Origin of the sequence: Microbispora hainanensis, from assembly GCF_036186745.1 — a bacterium.
Classification (GTDB): domain Bacteria; phylum Actinomycetota; class Actinomycetes; order Streptosporangiales; family Streptosporangiaceae; genus Microbispora.
Window position 1 is genome coordinate 6,523,453 of the sequence record NZ_CP108086.1, and the last position, 15,580, is coordinate 6,539,032.

General features: G+C 72.5%; 18 protein-coding genes and 1 pseudogene. 8 read left to right on the forward strand and 11 right to left on the reverse strand.

The window, feature by feature from the left end; translation table 11 throughout:
- Positions 1–53: 53 nt before the first annotated feature.
- A complete protein-coding gene (menD, locus tag OHB01_RS30175; RefSeq protein WP_142646988.1) occupies positions 54–1,703 on the reverse strand; it encodes a 2-succinyl-5-enolpyruvyl-6-hydroxy-3-cyclohexene-1-carboxylic-acid synthase in 1,650 nt (549 codons plus the stop codon).
- A 117-nt stretch (positions 1,704–1,820) separates the two neighbouring features.
- Complete coding sequence (menB, locus tag OHB01_RS30180) at positions 1,821–2,651, reverse strand: 1,4-dihydroxy-2-naphthoyl-CoA synthase (protein ID WP_142646987.1); 831 nt, start codon at positions 2,649–2,651, stop codon at positions 1,821–1,823.
- Positions 2,652–2,814: 163 nt separating this feature from the next.
- On the opposite strand from menB, the gene OHB01_RS30185 reads away from it, so the two are divergent.
- The 3 genes from OHB01_RS30185 to OHB01_RS30195 all read left to right on the forward strand — a co-directional run bounded on the left by OHB01_RS30185 (position 2,815) and on the right by OHB01_RS30195 (position 5,877).
- Positions 2,815–3,948, forward strand: coding sequence for an AMP-binding protein (locus tag OHB01_RS30185; protein ID WP_142646986.1), 1,134 nt, complete (start codon positions 2,815–2,817; stop codon positions 3,946–3,948).
- Between the two features lie 40 nt (positions 3,949–3,988).
- On the forward strand, positions 3,989–4,366 hold the full coding sequence (locus tag OHB01_RS30190) for a hypothetical protein (RefSeq protein ID WP_142646985.1): 378 nt from the start codon (positions 3,989–3,991) through the stop codon (positions 4,364–4,366).
- Positions 4,367–4,533: 167 nt separating this feature from the next.
- Positions 4,534–5,877: an RNA polymerase sigma factor gene (locus OHB01_RS30195; protein WP_147943906.1), complete on the forward strand. Its 1,344-nt coding sequence runs from the start codon at positions 4,534–4,536 to the stop codon at positions 5,875–5,877.
- 59 nt (positions 5,878–5,936) lie between these two features.
- Here the strand turns inward: OHB01_RS30195 and OHB01_RS30200 are convergent, their stop codons facing one another.
- A complete protein-coding gene (locus tag OHB01_RS30200; protein WP_205830064.1) occupies positions 5,937–6,389 on the reverse strand; it encodes a hypothetical protein in 453 nt (150 codons plus the stop codon).
- Positions 6,390–6,531: 142 nt separating this feature from the next.
- On the opposite strand from OHB01_RS30200, the gene OHB01_RS30205 reads away from it, so the two are divergent.
- A complete protein-coding gene (locus tag OHB01_RS30205; RefSeq protein WP_142646983.1) occupies positions 6,532–7,107 on the forward strand; it encodes a TetR/AcrR family transcriptional regulator C-terminal domain-containing protein in 576 nt (191 codons plus the stop codon).
- 323 nt (positions 7,108–7,430) lie between these two features.
- Positions 7,431–7,631 (forward strand): DUF5999 family protein, encoded by a 201-nt coding sequence (locus OHB01_RS30210; RefSeq protein ID WP_079313908.1) that lies wholly within the window; start codon positions 7,431–7,433, stop codon positions 7,629–7,631.
- Positions 7,632–7,864: 233 nt separating this feature from the next.
- Here the strand turns inward: OHB01_RS30210 and OHB01_RS30215 are convergent, their stop codons facing one another.
- The gene (locus tag OHB01_RS30215) at positions 7,865–8,275 is read right to left on the reverse strand and encodes a hypothetical protein (RefSeq protein WP_328854314.1); all 411 of its coding nucleotides are present in this window, start codon (positions 8,273–8,275) and stop codon (positions 7,865–7,867) included.
- A 220-nt stretch (positions 8,276–8,495) separates the two neighbouring features.
- On the opposite strand from OHB01_RS30215, the pseudogene OHB01_RS30220 reads away from it, so the two are divergent.
- Positions 8,496–8,633: pseudogene (locus OHB01_RS30220) on the forward strand (sigma factor); the annotation flags it as partial.
- Between the two features lie 74 nt (positions 8,634–8,707).
- On the opposite strand, the gene OHB01_RS30225 reads toward OHB01_RS30220, so the two are convergent.
- The gene (locus OHB01_RS30225) at positions 8,708–8,842 is read right to left on the reverse strand and encodes a hypothetical protein (protein ID WP_328855893.1); all 135 of its coding nucleotides are present in this window, start codon (positions 8,840–8,842) and stop codon (positions 8,708–8,710) included.
- A gap of 35 nt (positions 8,843–8,877) precedes the next feature.
- Between OHB01_RS30225 and OHB01_RS30230 the strand changes: the two genes are divergently transcribed.
- Positions 8,878–9,027, forward strand: coding sequence for a hypothetical protein (locus tag OHB01_RS30230; RefSeq protein ID WP_240971305.1), 150 nt, complete (start codon positions 8,878–8,880; stop codon positions 9,025–9,027).
- Here OHB01_RS30230 and OHB01_RS30235 read toward each other — a convergent pair.
- From OHB01_RS30235 to OHB01_RS30250, 4 genes are all read right to left on the reverse strand, one after another.
- Positions 9,020–9,229 carry a hypothetical protein gene (locus OHB01_RS30235; protein WP_142646981.1) on the reverse strand — a complete coding sequence of 70 codons (210 nt, stop codon included), beginning with the start codon at positions 9,227–9,229 and terminating at the stop codon, positions 9,020–9,022. The genes OHB01_RS30230 and OHB01_RS30235 overlap by 8 nt on opposite strands.
- Positions 9,226–10,176 carry an SDR family NAD(P)-dependent oxidoreductase gene (locus OHB01_RS30240; RefSeq protein WP_328854315.1) on the reverse strand — a complete coding sequence of 317 codons (951 nt, stop codon included), beginning with the start codon at positions 10,174–10,176 and terminating at the stop codon, positions 9,226–9,228. The genes OHB01_RS30235 and OHB01_RS30240 overlap by 4 nt, the downstream gene beginning before the upstream one ends.
- Before the next feature lie 55 nt (positions 10,177–10,231).
- Positions 10,232–10,822 carry a TetR/AcrR family transcriptional regulator gene (locus OHB01_RS30245; RefSeq protein ID WP_142646979.1) on the reverse strand — a complete coding sequence of 197 codons (591 nt, stop codon included), beginning with the start codon at positions 10,820–10,822 and terminating at the stop codon, positions 10,232–10,234.
- A gap of 75 nt (positions 10,823–10,897) precedes the next feature.
- Positions 10,898–11,506 carry an alpha/beta family hydrolase gene (locus OHB01_RS30250; protein ID WP_142646978.1) on the reverse strand — a complete coding sequence of 203 codons (609 nt, stop codon included), beginning with the start codon at positions 11,504–11,506 and terminating at the stop codon, positions 10,898–10,900.
- A gap of 89 nt (positions 11,507–11,595) precedes the next feature.
- Here OHB01_RS30250 and OHB01_RS30255 point away from each other — a divergent pair, with 89 nt between their 5' ends.
- Complete coding sequence (locus OHB01_RS30255; RefSeq protein WP_147943903.1) at positions 11,596–12,009, forward strand: hypothetical protein; 414 nt, start codon at positions 11,596–11,598, stop codon at positions 12,007–12,009.
- Positions 12,010–12,066: 57 nt separating this feature from the next.
- On the opposite strand, the gene OHB01_RS30260 is transcribed toward OHB01_RS30255, so the two are convergent.
- Together OHB01_RS30260 and gcvP are read right to left on the reverse strand one after the other, a co-directional pair.
- Positions 12,067–12,609, reverse strand: coding sequence for a hypothetical protein (locus OHB01_RS30260; RefSeq protein WP_142646976.1), 543 nt, complete (start codon positions 12,607–12,609; stop codon positions 12,067–12,069).
- A 91-nt stretch (positions 12,610–12,700) separates the two neighbouring features.
- Positions 12,701–15,526 (reverse strand): aminomethyl-transferring glycine dehydrogenase, encoded by a 2,826-nt coding sequence (gene gcvP, locus OHB01_RS30265; RefSeq protein ID WP_328709996.1) that lies wholly within the window; start codon positions 15,524–15,526, stop codon positions 12,701–12,703.
- Positions 15,527–15,580 lie beyond the last annotated feature (54 nt).

A 15,580-nucleotide genomic window follows, 5' to 3' on the forward strand; every position in this document is an offset into this window, starting at 1 on the left:
GGCGGGTAACCGGAAAGGAGGATGGGCGTCCGCCGCCTCCGTCCTGGAGAGGATCAGTCACGCATCGCGGCGCGCACGGCGTCGCGCATCGCGGCGTGGACGGCCGCGTTGCTCATCCGGTCGGTGCGCGCCTCCACGATGCGCAGGCCGTCCCCCTTGAGCGCCTTCGACAGCTCCTCCGGCTCCTCGACCAGCGCGTACGGCAGGCCGTGCGCGGCGGCGACGTAGCCGAAGTCCACCCCGTGGGGCGTGCCGAACACCCGCTCGAACGGGTCCTCCAAGGCGGCCTGCGGCAGCAGCGAGAAGATCCCGCCGCCGTTGTTGTTCACCACCACGAAGCACAGGTCGGGCCGGGGCTCGCGCGGCCCGAGGATCAGGCCGTTCTGGTCGTGCAGCAGCGTGAGGTCGCCGATCAGCGCGTACGCCGGGCCGTTGTGGGCGAGCGCCGCCCCGACGGCGGAGGAGACCAGGCCGTCGATGCCCGACGCGCCCCGGTTGGCCATCAGCCGCAGCCCCCGCCGGGGGCGCATGGCCTGGTCGAGGTCGCGGATCGGCATGGACGACCCGCAGAACAGCAGCGAGCCGTTGGGCACCACCTCGGCGAGGTCCCTGGCAATCCGCGGCTCGGTCAGGCCCGAGGAGTCGAGCACCTCGTCGATCGCCTGGCGGGCCACGTGGTCGGCGTGCCGCCAGGCCCGCAGCCAGGCGTCGCCGCCGGCCGCGATCGGGATCTCCACGGCCTGGGCCACCTGCGTCGCCGAGCGGGTCGGGTCGGGCCACCGGGTCAGGTCGGGCGAGACCACGATGTGCTCCTCGGCCCGGCGCAGCCACGACAGCAGCGGGCGCGACAGCCCGGGGCGGCCCAGCGTCACCACGACGTCGGGCCGGTGGGCGTCGGCCCACTCCTGGTCGCCCAGCAGGAAGTGGTAGGTCGAGACGGCGTGGTCGCCGTATCGGCCGCCGCCGTTGGGCTCCGACAGCACGGGCCAGCCCGCCATTCCCGCGGCGGCGACGTATCGCCGCACGTTGGCGGCGCCGTCGCCGACGACCAGCACTCCGCGCCGGGTCGGCGGGATGTGCAGGGCGGCGGAGGGCGGCGCGACCCGCGCCCGGAACCACGCGCCGGAGGCGTCGCCGTCCAGCGGCTCGCTCCAGGTCGTGTCGCCGTCGGGGATCAGCGGCTCGCGGAAGGCCACGTTGAGGTGCACGGGCCCGGGGTCCGGCGGCCCGGCGGCGCGCTGGCAGGCCCGGCACACCAGCGACCGCCAGTAGGCCACCTGGCCCGGCCGGTCCTCCGGCACGCCGACCTCGGCGAACCAGCGCACGGCCGAGCCGTACAGCTTGATCTGGTCGATCGTCTGGTTGGCGCCGGTGCCGCGCAGCTCGGGCGGCCGGTCGGCGGTCAGCAGGATCAGCGGCACACCCGACTCGGACGCCTCGATCACGGCGGGGTGGAAGTTGGCCGCCGCCGTGCCCGAGGTGCAGATCAGGGCCACCGGCCGCTCGGACCGCTTGGCCAGGCCGATCGCGAGGTACGAGGCCGACCGTTCGTCCACGCGGACGTGCAGCCGCACCCGCGACTCCGCGTGCGCGGCGAGCGCCAGCGGCGCGGACCGGGATCCCGGGGCGAGCACCACATCGGTGACCCCGCAGCGCACCAGTTCGTCGATCAGGACGGTCGAGAGGGCGGTCGCCGGGTTCACCGCCGCGCCTCCACAACGCCCCGGTCGGCCCGGTTTCTGTCCACCCGCGCGTCTCCTCCCGTTTCCGCAGGCGCAAGCGTACGGCAAAAAGGAGTGGCCGCCGTCATCGCGCGGCCTCTACGGGCGGCGGGGGAACTTCGAGAAGTCCGGCTTGCGCTTCTCTTTGAACGCGTCGCGGCCCTCCTGGGCCTCCTCGCTCATGTAGTAGATGAGCGTCGCGTCGCCGGCGAACTGCTGCATGCCGGCCGCGCCGTCGGTCACCGCGTTGAGCGCGCCCTTCAGCATGCGAAGCGCCAGAGGCGACTTCTCCAGCAGCTCGCGAGCCCACTGGACGGTCTCCTCCTCCAGGCGCTCCAGCGGCACCACCGCGTTGACCAGGCCCCACTGGAGCGCGGTCTGGGCGTCGTACTGCCGGCACAGATACCAGATCTCGCGGGCCCGCTTGAGGCCCACCGTCTCGGCGAGCAGCCAGGAGCCGTACCCGCCGTCGAACGAGCCGACCTTGGGGCCGGTCTGGCCGAACTTCGCGTTGTCGGCGGCGATCGTCAGGTCGCAGCAGACGTGCAGCACATGGCCGCCGCCGATGGCGTAGCCCGCCACCATGGCGATGACCGGCTTGGGGCAGCGGCGGATCTGCACCTGCAGGTCCAGGACGTTGAGCCTGCCGATGCCGTGGGTCTTGTCGTCCACGTAGCCGTCGTCGCCGCGGATCTTCTGGTCGCCGCCGGAGCAGAACGCCTTGTCCCCCGCGCCGGTGAAGATGATCACACCGACCTCGGTGTCCTCCTGGGCGCGGTTGAAGGCCTCGCGGAGCTCGAACAAGGTCGTGGGCCGGAAGGCGTTGTGCCGCTCGGGGCGGTTGATGGTGATCTTCGCCATCCCCTCCGCGGTCTCGTAGATGATGTCCTCATACTCGCCCGACCGCTTCCAGTCGACCCCGCTCGTCACACCCGCTCCTTCGTCGTCATCAACCAGGCGCCGTCGCCGACCGCGCGCCGCCGACCAGGCGGTCGCCTCCGGCCACCGCGCCGGGACTAACCTTACGACCGTGCTCAGCCCTCACGGACATCGCCCGGGACAGCGCCCAGGACAGCGCTCAGGACAGCGTCCCGTGCACGCTCTCGTCCTGCCTCCGGGGCCCGCGCTGTCCGAGGCCGTACGGCAGGCCCTGACGGGCGACGGGCCGGCCGTGCTGCCGCTGTCGCCCGACCTGCCGCGGGCCGCGCTGGAGGCGACGCTCGCCGCGCTGCGCCCCACGCACGTCGTCACCGCCGACGGCGTGCGGCGCGAGCCGGACGGCGAGCCGTCCGACGCCGCGCTGATCATCGCGACCTCCGGCTCCACCGGCACGCCTAAGGGGGTGGAGCTGACGGCCGAGGCGCTGCTCGCCTCGGCCCGCGCCTCGCTGGCCAGGCTCGGCGCACGCGAAGGCGACCGCTGGCTGTGCTGCCTGCCGCCGTCGCACATCTCGGGCGCGCAGGTGCTGATCCGGTCGCTGCTGTGCGGCACCGAGCCGATCATCCACGCGCGCTTCTCCCCCGCCGGCGTCGCCGCGAGCGGGGCCGACCACGTCTCGCTGGTCCCCACCCAGCTGCGGCGCATGCTCGACGCGGGGGCCGGCGTCGCGGCCTTCGGCACGATCCTGCTCGGCGGGGCCGCCGCTCCCGCGGGCCTGCTCGCCGAGGCCCGCGCGGCCGGGGCCAGGATCGTCACCACGTACGGCTCCAGCGAGACGAGCGGCGGGTGCGTGTACGACGGCGTGCCGCTCGACGGCGTCGAGGTCAAGATCGGCGGCGACGGGCGGGTGCGGATCGCGGGTCCCGTGCTGTTCTCGGGCTACCGGCTGCGCGAGGAGCGGCCGTTCGAAGGCGGCTGGTTCGTCACCTCCGACCTGGGCTCGATCGAGGACGGGCGGCTCACCGTGCTGGGCCGGGCCGACGACGTGATCAACACCGGGGGCCGCAAGGTCGTGGCCGGCGCGGTCGCCGAGGTCCTGGCCGGTCACCCGGCCGTACGCGACGTCGTTGTGGTGGGCAGGCCCGATCCCGAGTGGGGCGAGATCGTGGTCGCCGTCGTGGTCCCCCGGGATGCCGGCGAGGTCACGCTCGGCGGGCTGAGAGACTTCGCCAAGGAGCGGCTGCCCGCCTACGCCGCGCCCCGCGCCGTCGAGTTGGTGCCCCAGATCCCGCTCCTGCCCAACGGCAAACCCGATATGGTCGCAATCAAGAACCGGAACCGCGGATGACCTTCGTGCGTCTGTAAGAGCAGGGGGAAGGGGACGCCGCATGCAACCGATCCGCCTCACGCCGGCCCAGAAGATGATGGCCTCCGCCGTGCTCGTCGCCGTCGTCATCGTGGGCGGAGCGTCGGTCACGGCCGCCGCGTTCGCCGGCCGCCTTGACGACGCCGCGAAGGCGGGCGACGCCCCGGCCGCCAAGCTCGGGCCGGGTGGTCGCGGGGGAACGGTCGAGGTCTCCCCCGACGATCCCGCCCAGGGTGACGTCACCAGGGCACAGGCCACTCCCGAGGTCGACCCCGACGTGGTGCTGAAGGAGCTCACCGACGACCCGGACGGGGTCGCCGACTACTGGACCCAGGAGCGCATCCGGGGCGCGAACCCCATGCCGATGCCCCAGGTCAGCGTCAGCATCATCCCCGACTGACCGGCCCGCTCAGGCGGGTGTGCCAGTCTCCCCCGCCCGGCGAGGGAACAAACCAGGCGCGAGAGCGTTATTGATACTGGTGCGCTGCGCGGCCGGACGCCGCGGCCCCGATTCGCAAGCATCAGAACCTCGATCATCCACGAACTCCGCAAGGAGGAGGTGTCCTCATGCCCCGGACCGCCGTGGCGGACTCGCCCGAGCGCGAGGTGACCCCGACGACGCTCGACCTGCTCCTGGAGCGAGGCCGTACGCAGGGCCGCCTTTCCCTGTCGGAGCTGCGCGAGGCCTTCGCGAAGGCCGGCGTCAGCCCCGCCGAGGGCCGCTCGATCCTGCGCGAGCTCACCGAGGCGGGCGTGAACCTGGCCTCCGACAACGCCGCGGAGAGCGAGCCGGGCGAGAAGACCGAGGTCGCCCCCGCCAAGGCGCCGGCCAGGAAGTCCCGCCGGGCCGCCCAGGCCGCGGCGCAGGCCAAGAGCTCCGCGAAGAAGACGGCCAAGACCGCCGACGAGGAGCCGTACGACGAGGAGCTCCAGGCCGACGAGGCCGAGGTGGAGGACAGCGGCACGCTCGACCTCGACGACACCTCCTCGGTCATGGGCGACTCGGTCCACACCTACCTGAAGTCCATCGGCCGCCGCACGCTGCTCACCGCCGCCCAGGAGGTGGAGCTGGCCAAGCGCATCGAGGCCGGGCTGTACGCCGAGTACAAGCTGGAGACCGCGATCGAGAGCGGCGAGCCCCTGCCCCCGCACGTACGCGAGGACCTGGAGTGGGTCATCGAGGACGGCAGGCGGGCCAAGGACCACATGCTGGAGGCCAACCTCCGCCTGGTCGTCTCGGTGGCCAAGAAGTACACCGACCGCGGCATGGCCCTGCTCGACGTCGTGCAGGAGGGCAACCTCGGCCTGATCCGCGCCGTCGAGAAGTTCGACTACACCAAGGGCTACAAGTTCTCGACGTACGCCATGTGGTGGATCCGGCAGGCCATCCAGCGCGGCTTCGCCGACTCCGCGCGGACGATCCGGCTGCCCGTCCACGTGCTGGAGATGCTGTCGAAGCTGTCGCGCGTCGAGCGTGACATGCACCAGCGGCTCGGCCGGGAGCCCACGCCGGAGGAGCTGGCCGTCGAGCTGGACAAGACCCCGGACCAGATCGAGGAGCTGCTGCGCACCAGCCGGCAGCCGATCAGCCTCGACTCAACCATCGGCGAGGACGGCGAGACCCGCATCGGCGACCTCATCGAGGACGTCGACTCCCCCGAGGCGTCCGAGGTCGTCGACCGGCAGCTGCTGGCCGAGCAGCTCAAGGGCGTGCTCAGCAACCTGTCGCCGCGCGAGGCCAAGATAATGAGCCTGCGCTTCGGCCTGGCCGACGGCAAGCCGCACACGCTGGACGAGATCGGCAAGCACCTGGGCCTGACCCGGGAGCGGATCCGCCAGCTGGAGAAGGAGTCGCTGTCCAAGCTGCGGCACCCGAGCAACACCCGCCCGCTGCTCGACTGGGCGAGCTGATCCCATCACAAGTACGGCCCGCATCCCTTCCGGGGTGCGGGCCGTACGGCTGTCCGGGCTCAGCGACCGGCGGCGGCCAGGCCCTTGCGCACGTCGCGCGGGGTCAGGCGGGCGGGGTCGCCCGTCTTGGAGGCGCGGGGCAGCCGCGGGATGCCGCTGAGGCGGTGCGCCTCACGCAGCGTGCGCAGGCGGTTCACCTCGTCGGTCCACAGCGCGCCCTCGGGAGTGGCCTTCGCCTTGCGCCGGGCGATCCTGCTGTCGTAGGCCTTCACGCCGAAGGTGGCCCGCTGGCCCGCCTCCGCGGCGCGCAGCGCCTCGGTCAGCGCGGCGTCGAGACCCAGAGCCGCCTCACGGAGCTCGGGGAGCGGCACGCCCGCCGCCTTCGCCTCCTGGAACCGCCGCTGCGCCACCCGGACCTTCTCCAGCACCTGGTCGAAGTCCTTCCGGATCTCCAGATCCGCGTGGTAGCGGACCTCCGCCTCCCGGCTCACCCGCGGACGGAAAAACGCCATCGTCAGCCCCTTCGGTATCGGACTCGCGCAATCGGATGTGCGCAATCGAACTCGCGTCGCAATCGGTAGCGTACGCGCTCCCCGCCGGGACCCGCACCGCAGGGTGTGCCGCCCTTTACGAAGTAAGGACGCATGTGGCAGCATGATCGCCGTGCCTGCCAAGCGACCACCCGTCCCCCTGTCCCGCGAGCGGATCATCGACGCCGCGCTGCACATCGCCGACGGCCAGGGCCTGCGCCGGCTTACCATGCGCCGGCTCGGCGACGCCCTCCAGGTGGAGGCCATGGCGATCTACCACCACCTGCCGCGGGGCAAGGAGGCGCTGATGGACGCCCTCGCCGAGCACGTGACGACCGTGGAGGTCGATCCGGCCACCGCCGCCACCTGGCAGGACAGGGCGCGAGCCTGGGCCCGCGCGAGCCGTGCCGCACTGCTGGAACACCCGGGCGTGCTGTCGCTGGCGCTGACCAAGCCGCCGAAGGGGTCGGCCCTCATCGCGATCACGGAGCAGACCGAGCAGCTGCGCGAGGCGGGGGCGGGCGACCCTGCCGGGGCGGTCCGCGCGCTGCGGGCGTACGTCTTCGGCAGCGTGGCGGTGGAGGTCCAGCAGTCGGGATGGGCCGACCCGGACGCCGAGGTGCGCGACGCGCGCACCGCCGAGGGCGAGCGCGATTTCGAGCACGGCCTCGACGCGCTGATCGCCGGCCTCGGCGGCTGAGACCTGTCGCTTTCGGACTGTCCGCATCAGCCGCGCGAGATGTCCGGAATTTGTGATACCTCGGTTATCCGGCCGTCGGCGTGTCGAGGCCGGACCGTTGCCTGCATTGGGGCATTCTTGTGTAGTAGGTCACATCAGTGCGCGCGAGCCTGCTCGGGGGGTGGCCGGGTCCCCTGCCCGACCGGCGGAAATGCTCCGAACGGGCTATGTCGTACGGATGCGGCCGAGCCGCAAACTGGTGTAGTCCAGTGTGGTGTGCGTCATACCCCACGGACGCCAGGAAGACAAAACCGAGCGAACGATAAAGACACGGAGCCCCGGCGATGTGCCCTCATGAACCGGCCTGTCCCAGCGCGGACGCGAAGGACCGAGAAGCCGCCCGCACGATAGCCTGTCACCCCGAGCAAGGCTGGAGCCTGCTCTGCAACGGCGTCGTGCTGTTCGAGGACACCGGCGAGCTGCTGCCCGACGGCGGCGTCATCGCCCCGCACCGCCCCACCGACATGGCCATCAGCGCGGCCTGAAGGTCGCGTTCCCGGACGCCGAGGTGATCGGCGTTCCACCCGCACCGTGATCGGCGTGGGAGACCGGGGAGACGCGGCCGACGCGGAGTGGGAGCGGCCGATGCCCTCGCTCCCACCCGCGAGGACGACGCGGGCGACCGGTGGAGTAGTCATTCGTACCCACCACATGGTCACCCCGTGATCGTCACGGGGGCGCCGCACCGGCCCGGCGCCGCCCGATCCCGCGCCATTGCTCACGCTCGAACGGCACCGGCGCCTGTAGCGCGGCGCCCGGACCAGATCCAGACGAGCTGCAGGACGCTCAGGCCGAACATCAGGACGCCCAGCGGGATGTGCACGATCTTCACGTGTGCGATGCCCAGCGCCACCTGCGCGAGCGTGAGCACCAGGAACCCGGCGGCGTACAGGGCGGGCCCGGGCGAGCCGCCGCCGCCCCGCCGCCACGTCACGATCGCGACGATCAGATGCAGCACCGTCACGCCGAACAGCGTGTACGCCCCGGCGCTGTGCGGTGCCCCATGGCCGCGCGCGGACAGCAGCAGTCCCGCGGTGATCGCCTGGACGAAGACGACCACGGTCTGCACGGTGGTCGCGGCACGCAGGAGCATGAGGTTGCCTGGCTTCGTCGTCGCGTGCGTGGGCATGGCGTGTTTCCCTTCTCGATCTCACCGGGTGTGAGGCCCGGGACTCGGTGTCCCGACAGTCAGACGACGTGGCCGCCGGGAATGTGAGGTGACGCATCGGCCTCACGTAGCGCCGGTCTCACATTCGGGCGCGCTGTCTCATCGGTCTGGTGAGGGAAGACACGACCGAAGAAGCCGGGGCGCCATGACCACCACATCCGAGCCGGGCCTGAGCGCGATCATGAGCGAGCGGCGTCGGCTCATCAATCTCGCCTACCGGCTCCTCGGTTCCCTGGCCGACGCCGAAGACGTCGTGCAGGAGACGTACGCCCGCTGGTATGCCATGTCGCGGCAGGAGCAGGAGGCCATCGCGTCGCCCGGCGCGTGGCTGACGAGGGTGGCCGGCCGCGTCTGCCTCGACCTGCTCGGCTCGGCGCGTGCGCGGCGGGAGAGCTACGTGGGCGAGTGGGTCCCGGAGCCGCTGCCGGATCGGACGGAGTGGATCGGCGGGCGGGGCGGCGGCACGGCCGACCCGGCCGACCCGGCCGACCCGGCCGACCGGATCACGCTCGACGAGTCGGTCGGCATGCCTGGAGCGTACGGTCAACGGTCAGCCCGGCCTGGTGGCCCGGCTCGACGGCGTCACAGTGACGGTGGCGGCGTTCGACGCGCCGGGCGACCGGATCACGCGGATCTGGGCGGTACGCAACCCGGAGAAGCTCTGGCCCTGGACGGGTGTCTCCCCTGCGGGGGCGGAGACCACCCTCACCTGAGCGGAGCGGCGGAGCGGCGCGAGAGCAGCCACCGGGCCACGACCTCGCCCACGCGGGCGGGATCCTTCTTGAACTCGTGCCCCTCCCCCGGCAGGACCACGAGTGCGACGGGTGACTTCCCGGCGGACCGTGCCCCCGGCAGCGGCATCTGCCGATGGGGTACGGAATCGTGGTCCGCGACCGGGTCGCGGTCAGCGATCACCGATTCGTGGGTGCCTCGTCCAGGGGAATGGTGGCGAGCAGCGCGCGGGTCTCGGCGACGACGCGGTCGGCGAAAGCGGGGTCACGGACCTGCGCGGAGCCCACCATCGGCTTGCCGTTCTCGTCGTAGTAGACCCCTGTCCGATCCGACCCGTCGGTCAGCACCCCGGTGATCATCCGAGCGGCACGCTTCGGTGTGCTCCAGTATTTGATGAGGGGCGCGAGCGGCGCGGCGACGTACCTCGCCAGCAACCGGACCACGGCGCTGGCGTCGCGGCCGAGGCCGGTGCCCGGATTGAAGCCCGGTTCGACCGCGTTGAAGCGCAGCCGCGGCGTCTCACGTGCGAACGCGAGCACGGTGGCGAGATTGCACTGCTTGGAGGTGGCGTAGGCGTCGAAGCCGGTCTTGGACGAGCCCCCGGGCCGCCATTGGCCGCGCACACTGGCTTGCGCCGAGATGTAGCGCCCGCCGCGGAAGCCGGCGGCGACCGCGGGCTTGCGCTGTGGATCCTCGACGCCCGAGCAGACGAACACGACGTTCGCGCCGTCGGGAAGGTGCGGAATGAGCGCCTCCGTCAGCGCGAACGGTCCGAGGTGGTTGGTCGTGAAGGCGAGGTCCCACCCCTGTGCGGCCCGGTCGGCGCGGGCCGGCATGATGCCCGCGTTGTTGAGCAGGCCGGCGATCGGAAGACCGAGCGCGACGACCCGTGCGGCCGCGCGCCGCACGCTCGGGATATCGGAGAAGTCGCAGACCACCGAGACCGCGTGCCCCTCGGGCCGCGCGTTGATCTCGGCTTCGACCTCCGCGAGCTTGCCCGGGTCACGGCCCACCAGCACGACGGAGCCGTGCTCGGCGAGCTCGATCGCGGTGCGCCTGCCGATTCCGGACGTCGGCCCGGTGATGATCCACGCCCTTGCGGGCGATGTGCTGCGGCTGACGTCGGGCACGTCGGCTCCCTCACTGTGGAGATCATGGAGATGGAGATCAGGCACTGGGCGCGGATCAGGCGGTGGGCGCGGTGGAGGAGCCGGCCAGCACCCGCCAGATGGCCTCGAACGCGACACTGCCGCGTGCCTCGGCCTCGGCAGGCTCGCGGATCATCTCGTCGATCGTCGCCTCGGCGATCGCGTTCACCAGGGTCAGGACGAAACCGAGCGGCACGTCCTGCATCGGCCCGTTGGCCCGGCTCCGTTCCAGCAGGCCGGCGATGCCGCTGAAGGCCAGGCTCGCCGCCCGATGGGTGTCGGCGGTGATGTCGTCCGCCACTTGAAGCTGCGCGAGCGCCCGCCGCTTGTCCGGGTTGGCCGTCGCCCAGCGCCACCACTGCGTCCACATGTGGCGGACCTGCTCACGGGGTGCGTCCCCGGCCCGGAGATCGGCGGTCGCCGCGGCGCTCATCTCCGTCTTCAGCGCGAGGAAGAGCTCGTTGAGCAGCTTCGCCTTCGTGTCGAAGTAGGTGAACAACGATCCGTTGGAGACGCCTGCCTCCTTCGCGATCGTCGCGGTGGCCGCCCCGAGCCCCTGGGACGCGATGACGCGGGTGGCCGCCCGCAGGATCGCGTTACGCCGGTCCTCACTGCGTGGTCTAGGCATGATCCGACAATATAAGAGAGTGTCTAGTCAGTCAAAAATTGGCCATGATCGGCCATGAGGCGGGCGAGACCATGCTCACCTGAGCGGAGCGGCGGAGCGGCGCGAGAGCAGCCACCGGGCCACGACCTCGCCCACGCGGGCGGGATCCTTCTTGAACTCGTGTCCCTCCCCCGGAAGGACCACGAGACATTCGGCGTCCTTCTCGTCCGGCACGCCGAACGGATCCCGGTCACCGTTGACCACGAGCACCGGGGTCCCCGCCTGCCGCAGCTCGTCCGCCCGTGAGCGTTCCGGCTTGCCCGGAGGGTGGAGCGGGAACGCGAGCGCCACCACCGCCTCCGCCCCTGCGGCTCTCGCCGTGCGGCAGGCGACCCGCGCGCCGTTGCTCCGCCCGCCCTGCACGAGCGGCAGGCCAGGGTGACGCTCGCGGAGCGCGGCGACGATCGACAGCCACGCCTCGTCCTGCTTGACCGCCGACCCCGGCGCCCGCGCGCCGCGCAGCCGGAACGGCTGGGTCACCCGTGCGACGCTTCCTCCGATCGCCAGCACCGCGTCCCGTACGGCGAGCAGGTCGGGGGCCTCCACGCCTCCCCCGGACCCGTGGGTCAGGACCAGCAGCAGCCGGGGATCGGCGGCCTCGTCCACCTCGGCCAGCGCGCGGCCGTGCGGGGTCTCGATCTCCATGCGGTGAAGGTAACGGGTCCGGCAGGAGCAGGAGGAGGCGACCCTCCGATCGGAGGATGGCAGTCATCCGATAAAGAGGCAAGAATGTCATGGTGCCGGACATCGCATCGCACCAACCGCCGCCCGGAACCGGGCACCCCGTCCCTCCGCCGCAGGCGGCCCCCTCGAACCGCGAGGACCTGCGCGCCGTCATGGCGGCCCGCCGCGACCTCGGGCCGGACTACGAGGACGCCCTGGTCGACTCGTTCCTCGACAAGCTCGACGTGGAGATCGCCGCGCGGGTGCGCAACGAGGTGGCGGCCCAGCTCGCCCACCAGCCGCCTCGCGGCCAGTCCAAGCACAGGGACGGCGCCGTGGGCATGGCCATCGGCTCGCTGGCCCTGGGCATCCCGCTGACCGCCATCGCGGCGCAGACCTCCGGCGCGACGGGCCTGCTCCTGGCCTGGGGCGGGATCATCGCGGTCAACCTCGCTCACGCCCTCGGCCGCCGCCACCAGCGCTGACACGCGGCAGGACGACCAGCGGACGACCACGGGGGGGGCACAGGGGGATCACGGGGGTCACCCGGCCGCGCCGGCCTCCATCGCGGGGCGCACGTCGCGGCCCAGGCGCAGCAGCACCTGCTCGGCGAGCGCGGGATCGGGATGGTCGAGGCCGTAGCGCCAGACGGTCTCGGCGTCGGCGTCACGGCCCCGCAGCGGCAGCGTGCGGGCCAGCAGTTCGATCGCGAGCGCGCCGGTGCCGGCGTCGGCCCCCTCCTGGCGGCTGTCCTCCACGGCCCCGGCGAACTGCGCGCACGCCATCTCCAGGTGCGCCATGCCGAGCAGCACCCGCAGGCGCGCGGGGTCGGCCACCGCGCTGATCGACAGCGCCTCCAGCAGGACGTCGGCGGCCCGCTCGGGCTCGCCGTCCTCCAGCAGCCGCTCGGCCATCCGCTCGGCCACGACCGACAGGCCCTCGCCCGCCTCGCCGCGCTCCGGCGCGTTCTCGTCCGCGGCGAGTTCCGCGAAGATCTCGGCCGCGCCGTCGAGGTCGCCGCTTTCGGCGAGCCGGCGCGCGTGGTCGAGCCGGTCGGACCGCCGCCCGGAATCGATGGCCGTCATACAGGGGGCCTCGCATGGTCGCAGGGGATAGAAACGATCACCGCGATCTTAACGAGACCGGCCGCCGGGCGGGGCCGACATGCTCAACTGATCAGTCCTCGTACGCCTCAAGGGGCGGGCAGGAGCAGACCAGGTTGCGGTCGCCGTACGCCTGGTCGATGCGGCGCACCGGCGACCAGTACTTGTCGTCCCGCAGGCCGGGCACCGGGTAGGCGGCCACCGCCCGCGAGTAGGGGTGGGCCCACTCGTCGGCGGTGAGGCACTCGGCCGTGTGCGGGGCGTTGCGCAGCGGGTTGTCGGTCTTGTCGAACTCGCCCGACGCCACCTTCGCGATCTCGCCCCGGATGGCGATCATCGCGTCGGCGAAGCGGTCGAGCTCGGCCAGGTCCTCGCTCTCGGTCGGCTCGATCATGAGCGTCCCGGCGACGGGGAACGACATCGTGGGCGCGTGGAAGCCGTAGTCGATCAGCCGCTTGGCCACGTCGTCCACGGTGACGCCGGTCTCCTTGGTGATCTGGCGCAGGTCGACGATGCACTCGTGGGCGACCAGGCCGTCCCTGCCGGTGTAGAGCACCGGGTAGTGCGGCGCGAGCCGCCGGGCCAGGTAGTTGGCCGACAGGATCGCCTGCTCGGTGGCCTGGCGCAGCCCGTCGCCGCCCATCATCCTGACGTACGCCCAGGAGATCGGCAGGATGCCCGCCGAGCCGTACGGCGCGGCCGACACGTGGGCCGGGAGGTGCTCGGCGAGGTGGGCCTTGACCGCCACCGGGCCGACGCCGGGACCACCGCCGCCGTGCGGGATGCAGAAGGTCTTGTGCAGGTTGAGGTGGGAGACGTCCGCGCCGAACTCGCCCAGCTTGGCCAGGCCCACCAGCGCGTTGAGGTTGGCCCCGTCGACGTAGACCTGCCCGCCGGCCTCGTGGACCCGCTCGCAGATCTCGACGATCGTCTCCTCGTACACCCCGTGGGTGGACGGGTAGGTCACCATGATCGCGGCGAGCGCGTCACGGTGCTTGTCGATCTTGGCGGCGAGGTCGGCCAGGTCGACGTTGCCGTTCGCGTCGCAGGCCACCACGACCACCCGCATGCCCGCCATGACGGCGCTGGCGGCGTTCGTGCCGTGCGCGGAGGACGGGATGAGGCAGACGTCGCGGCCCTCCTCGCCCCGGGAGCGGTGGTAGGACCTGATCGCCAGCAGCCCGGCGAACTCGCCCTGGGAGCCCGCGTTCGGCTGGATCGACACCCGGTCGTAGCCGGTGACCTCGGCCAGCCAGCCCTCCAGCGTCGCGATCAGCTCGGCGTAGCCCTCGGCCTGGTCCGCGGGCGCGAACGGGTGGATCGAGGCGAACTCCGGCCAGGTGACCGGCTCCATCTCGGTGGTCGCGTTGAGCTTCATCGTGCAGGAGCCCAGCGGGATCATCGAGCGGTCGAGCGCGATGTCCTTGTCCTGCAGCCGCCGCAGGTAGCGCAGCATGGCCGTCTCGGATCGGTGGGTGTGGAACACCGGGTGGGTGAGGAAGCCGGAGGTCCGCTGCAGGCCGGCGGGGAGCGCGTCGGAGGTGGCCCGGTCGAGGTCCTCGACCACGAGCCCGGACGCGCCGAACGCCGCCCAGACCGCCCGCAGGTGGCCCGTGGTGGTCTTCTCGTCGCAGGCGACGCCGACGTGGTCGGCGTCGGCCAGGCGCAGGTTGACGCCCCGCTCGGCGGCGGCGGCCACGACCTCGGCGGCCCGCCCGGGCACGCGGGCGAGCACGGTGTCGAAGAACTCGTCGTGCACGACCTCCACGCCGCTCTCGCGCAGCCCGGCGGCGAGGACGGCCGCGTGGCGGTGCACCCGCTGGGCGATCCGCTTCAGGCCCTCCGGGCCGTGGTAGACGGCGTACATCGAGGCCATGACGGCCAGCAGCACCTGCGCGGTGCAGATGTTGCTGGTGGCCTTCTCGCGCCGGATGTGCTGCTCGCGGGTCTGCAGGGCCAGGCGGTAGGCCGTGCGGCCGTCGGCGTCCAGCGAGACGCCGACCAGGCGGCCCGGCATCTGCCGCTGCAGGCCCTCGCGTACGGCCATGTACGCCGCGTGGGGGCCGCCGTAGCCCAGCGGGACGCCGAAGCGCTGGGAGGAGCCGACGGCGATGTCGGCGCCCTGCTCGCCCGGGGACTCCAGCAGGGTCAGCGCCAGCAGGTCGGCCGCGGCCACCAGCAGCGCCCCCTGGGCGTGCGCCCGCTCGGCGACCGCGCGGAAGGACGCCACCCGGCCGCTCGCGCCGGGATACTGGACGAGGACCCCGAAGCACTCGGGCAGCTCGCCGGCGAGGTCCGACTCGACCAGCGTGATGCCGAGCGGCTCGGCGCGGGTCGCCAGCACGGCCTTGGTCTGCGGCAGCGCGTCGGCGTCCACCACGAACACGTCGGTCTTCACCTTGCTCGCCCGGCGGGCCAGCGTCATCGCCTCGGCCGCGGCCGTCGCCTCGTCGAGCAGGGACGCGCCGGCGACGGCGAGGCCGGTGAGGTCGGAGATCACGGTCTGGAAGTTCAGCAGCGCCTCCAGGCGGCCCTGCGAGATCTCCGGCTGGTAGGGCGTGTACGCGGTGTACCAGCCGGGGTTCTCCAGCACGTTGCGCAGGACGACGCCCGGCGTGATCGTGTCGTAGTAGCCGAGGCCGATCATCGGGGTCAGCACCCGGTTGCGCCCGGCGAGGGCGCGCAGCTCGGCCAGGGCCTCGGCCTCCCCCACCGCCTCGGGCAGGTTCAGCGGGCCGCGCGTGCGGATGGCCTCCGGCACGGCCACGGCGACCAGGTCGGCCACCGACTCGTAGCCGACGACCTCCAGCATCCGGTCGCGGTCGGCCTCGGAGGGGCCGATGTGGCGGGTGGAGAAGGGCGGAGCGGAAAGATCGCGAAGCGTGGACCGATCGGTCATGACAGGGGCCTCCTGGCGGGTCGAGACCTGCGGCGACCGTCCCGCGCCCGGTGT

Excerpts from the sequence above, each read along its gene's own strand:
- OHB01_RS30260 (WP_142646976.1), bottom strand. The coding sequence starts at position 12,609 with ATGACGGCCATCGATTCCGGGCGGCGGTCCGACCGGCTCGACCACGCG.
- OHB01_RS30250 (WP_142646978.1), bottom strand. The coding sequence starts at position 11,506 with ATGGAGATCGAGACCCCGCACGGCCGCGCGCTGGCCGAGGTGGACGAG.
- OHB01_RS30195 (WP_147943906.1), top strand. The coding sequence starts at position 4,534 with ATGCCCCGGACCGCCGTGGCGGACTCGCCCGAGCGCGAGGTGACCCCG.
- OHB01_RS30210 (WP_079313908.1), top strand. The coding sequence starts at position 7,431 with ATGTGCCCTCATGAACCGGCCTGTCCCAGCGCGGACGCGAAGGACCGA.
- OHB01_RS30255 (WP_147943903.1), top strand. The coding sequence starts at position 11,596 with ATGGTGCCGGACATCGCATCGCACCAACCGCCGCCCGGAACCGGGCAC.
- OHB01_RS30215 (WP_328854314.1), bottom strand. The coding sequence starts at position 8,275 with ATGCCCACGCACGCGACGACGAAGCCAGGCAACCTCATGCTCCTGCGT.
- gcvP (WP_328709996.1), bottom strand. The coding sequence starts at position 15,526 with ATGACCGATCGGTCCACGCTTCGCGATCTTTCCGCTCCGCCCTTCTCC.
- OHB01_RS30245 (WP_142646979.1), bottom strand. The coding sequence starts at position 10,822 with ATGCCTAGACCACGCAGTGAGGACCGGCGTAACGCGATCCTGCGGGCG.
- OHB01_RS30225 (WP_328855893.1), bottom strand. The coding sequence starts at position 8,842 with ATGCCGACCGACTCGTCGAGCGTGATCCGGTCGGCCGGGTCGGCCGGG.
- OHB01_RS30205 (WP_142646983.1), top strand. The coding sequence starts at position 6,532 with ATGATCGCCGTGCCTGCCAAGCGACCACCCGTCCCCCTGTCCCGCGAG.
- OHB01_RS30200 (WP_205830064.1), bottom strand. The coding sequence starts at position 6,389 with ATGGCGTTTTTCCGTCCGCGGGTGAGCCGGGAGGCGGAGGTCCGCTAC.
- OHB01_RS30190 (WP_142646985.1), top strand. The coding sequence starts at position 3,989 with ATGCAACCGATCCGCCTCACGCCGGCCCAGAAGATGATGGCCTCCGCC.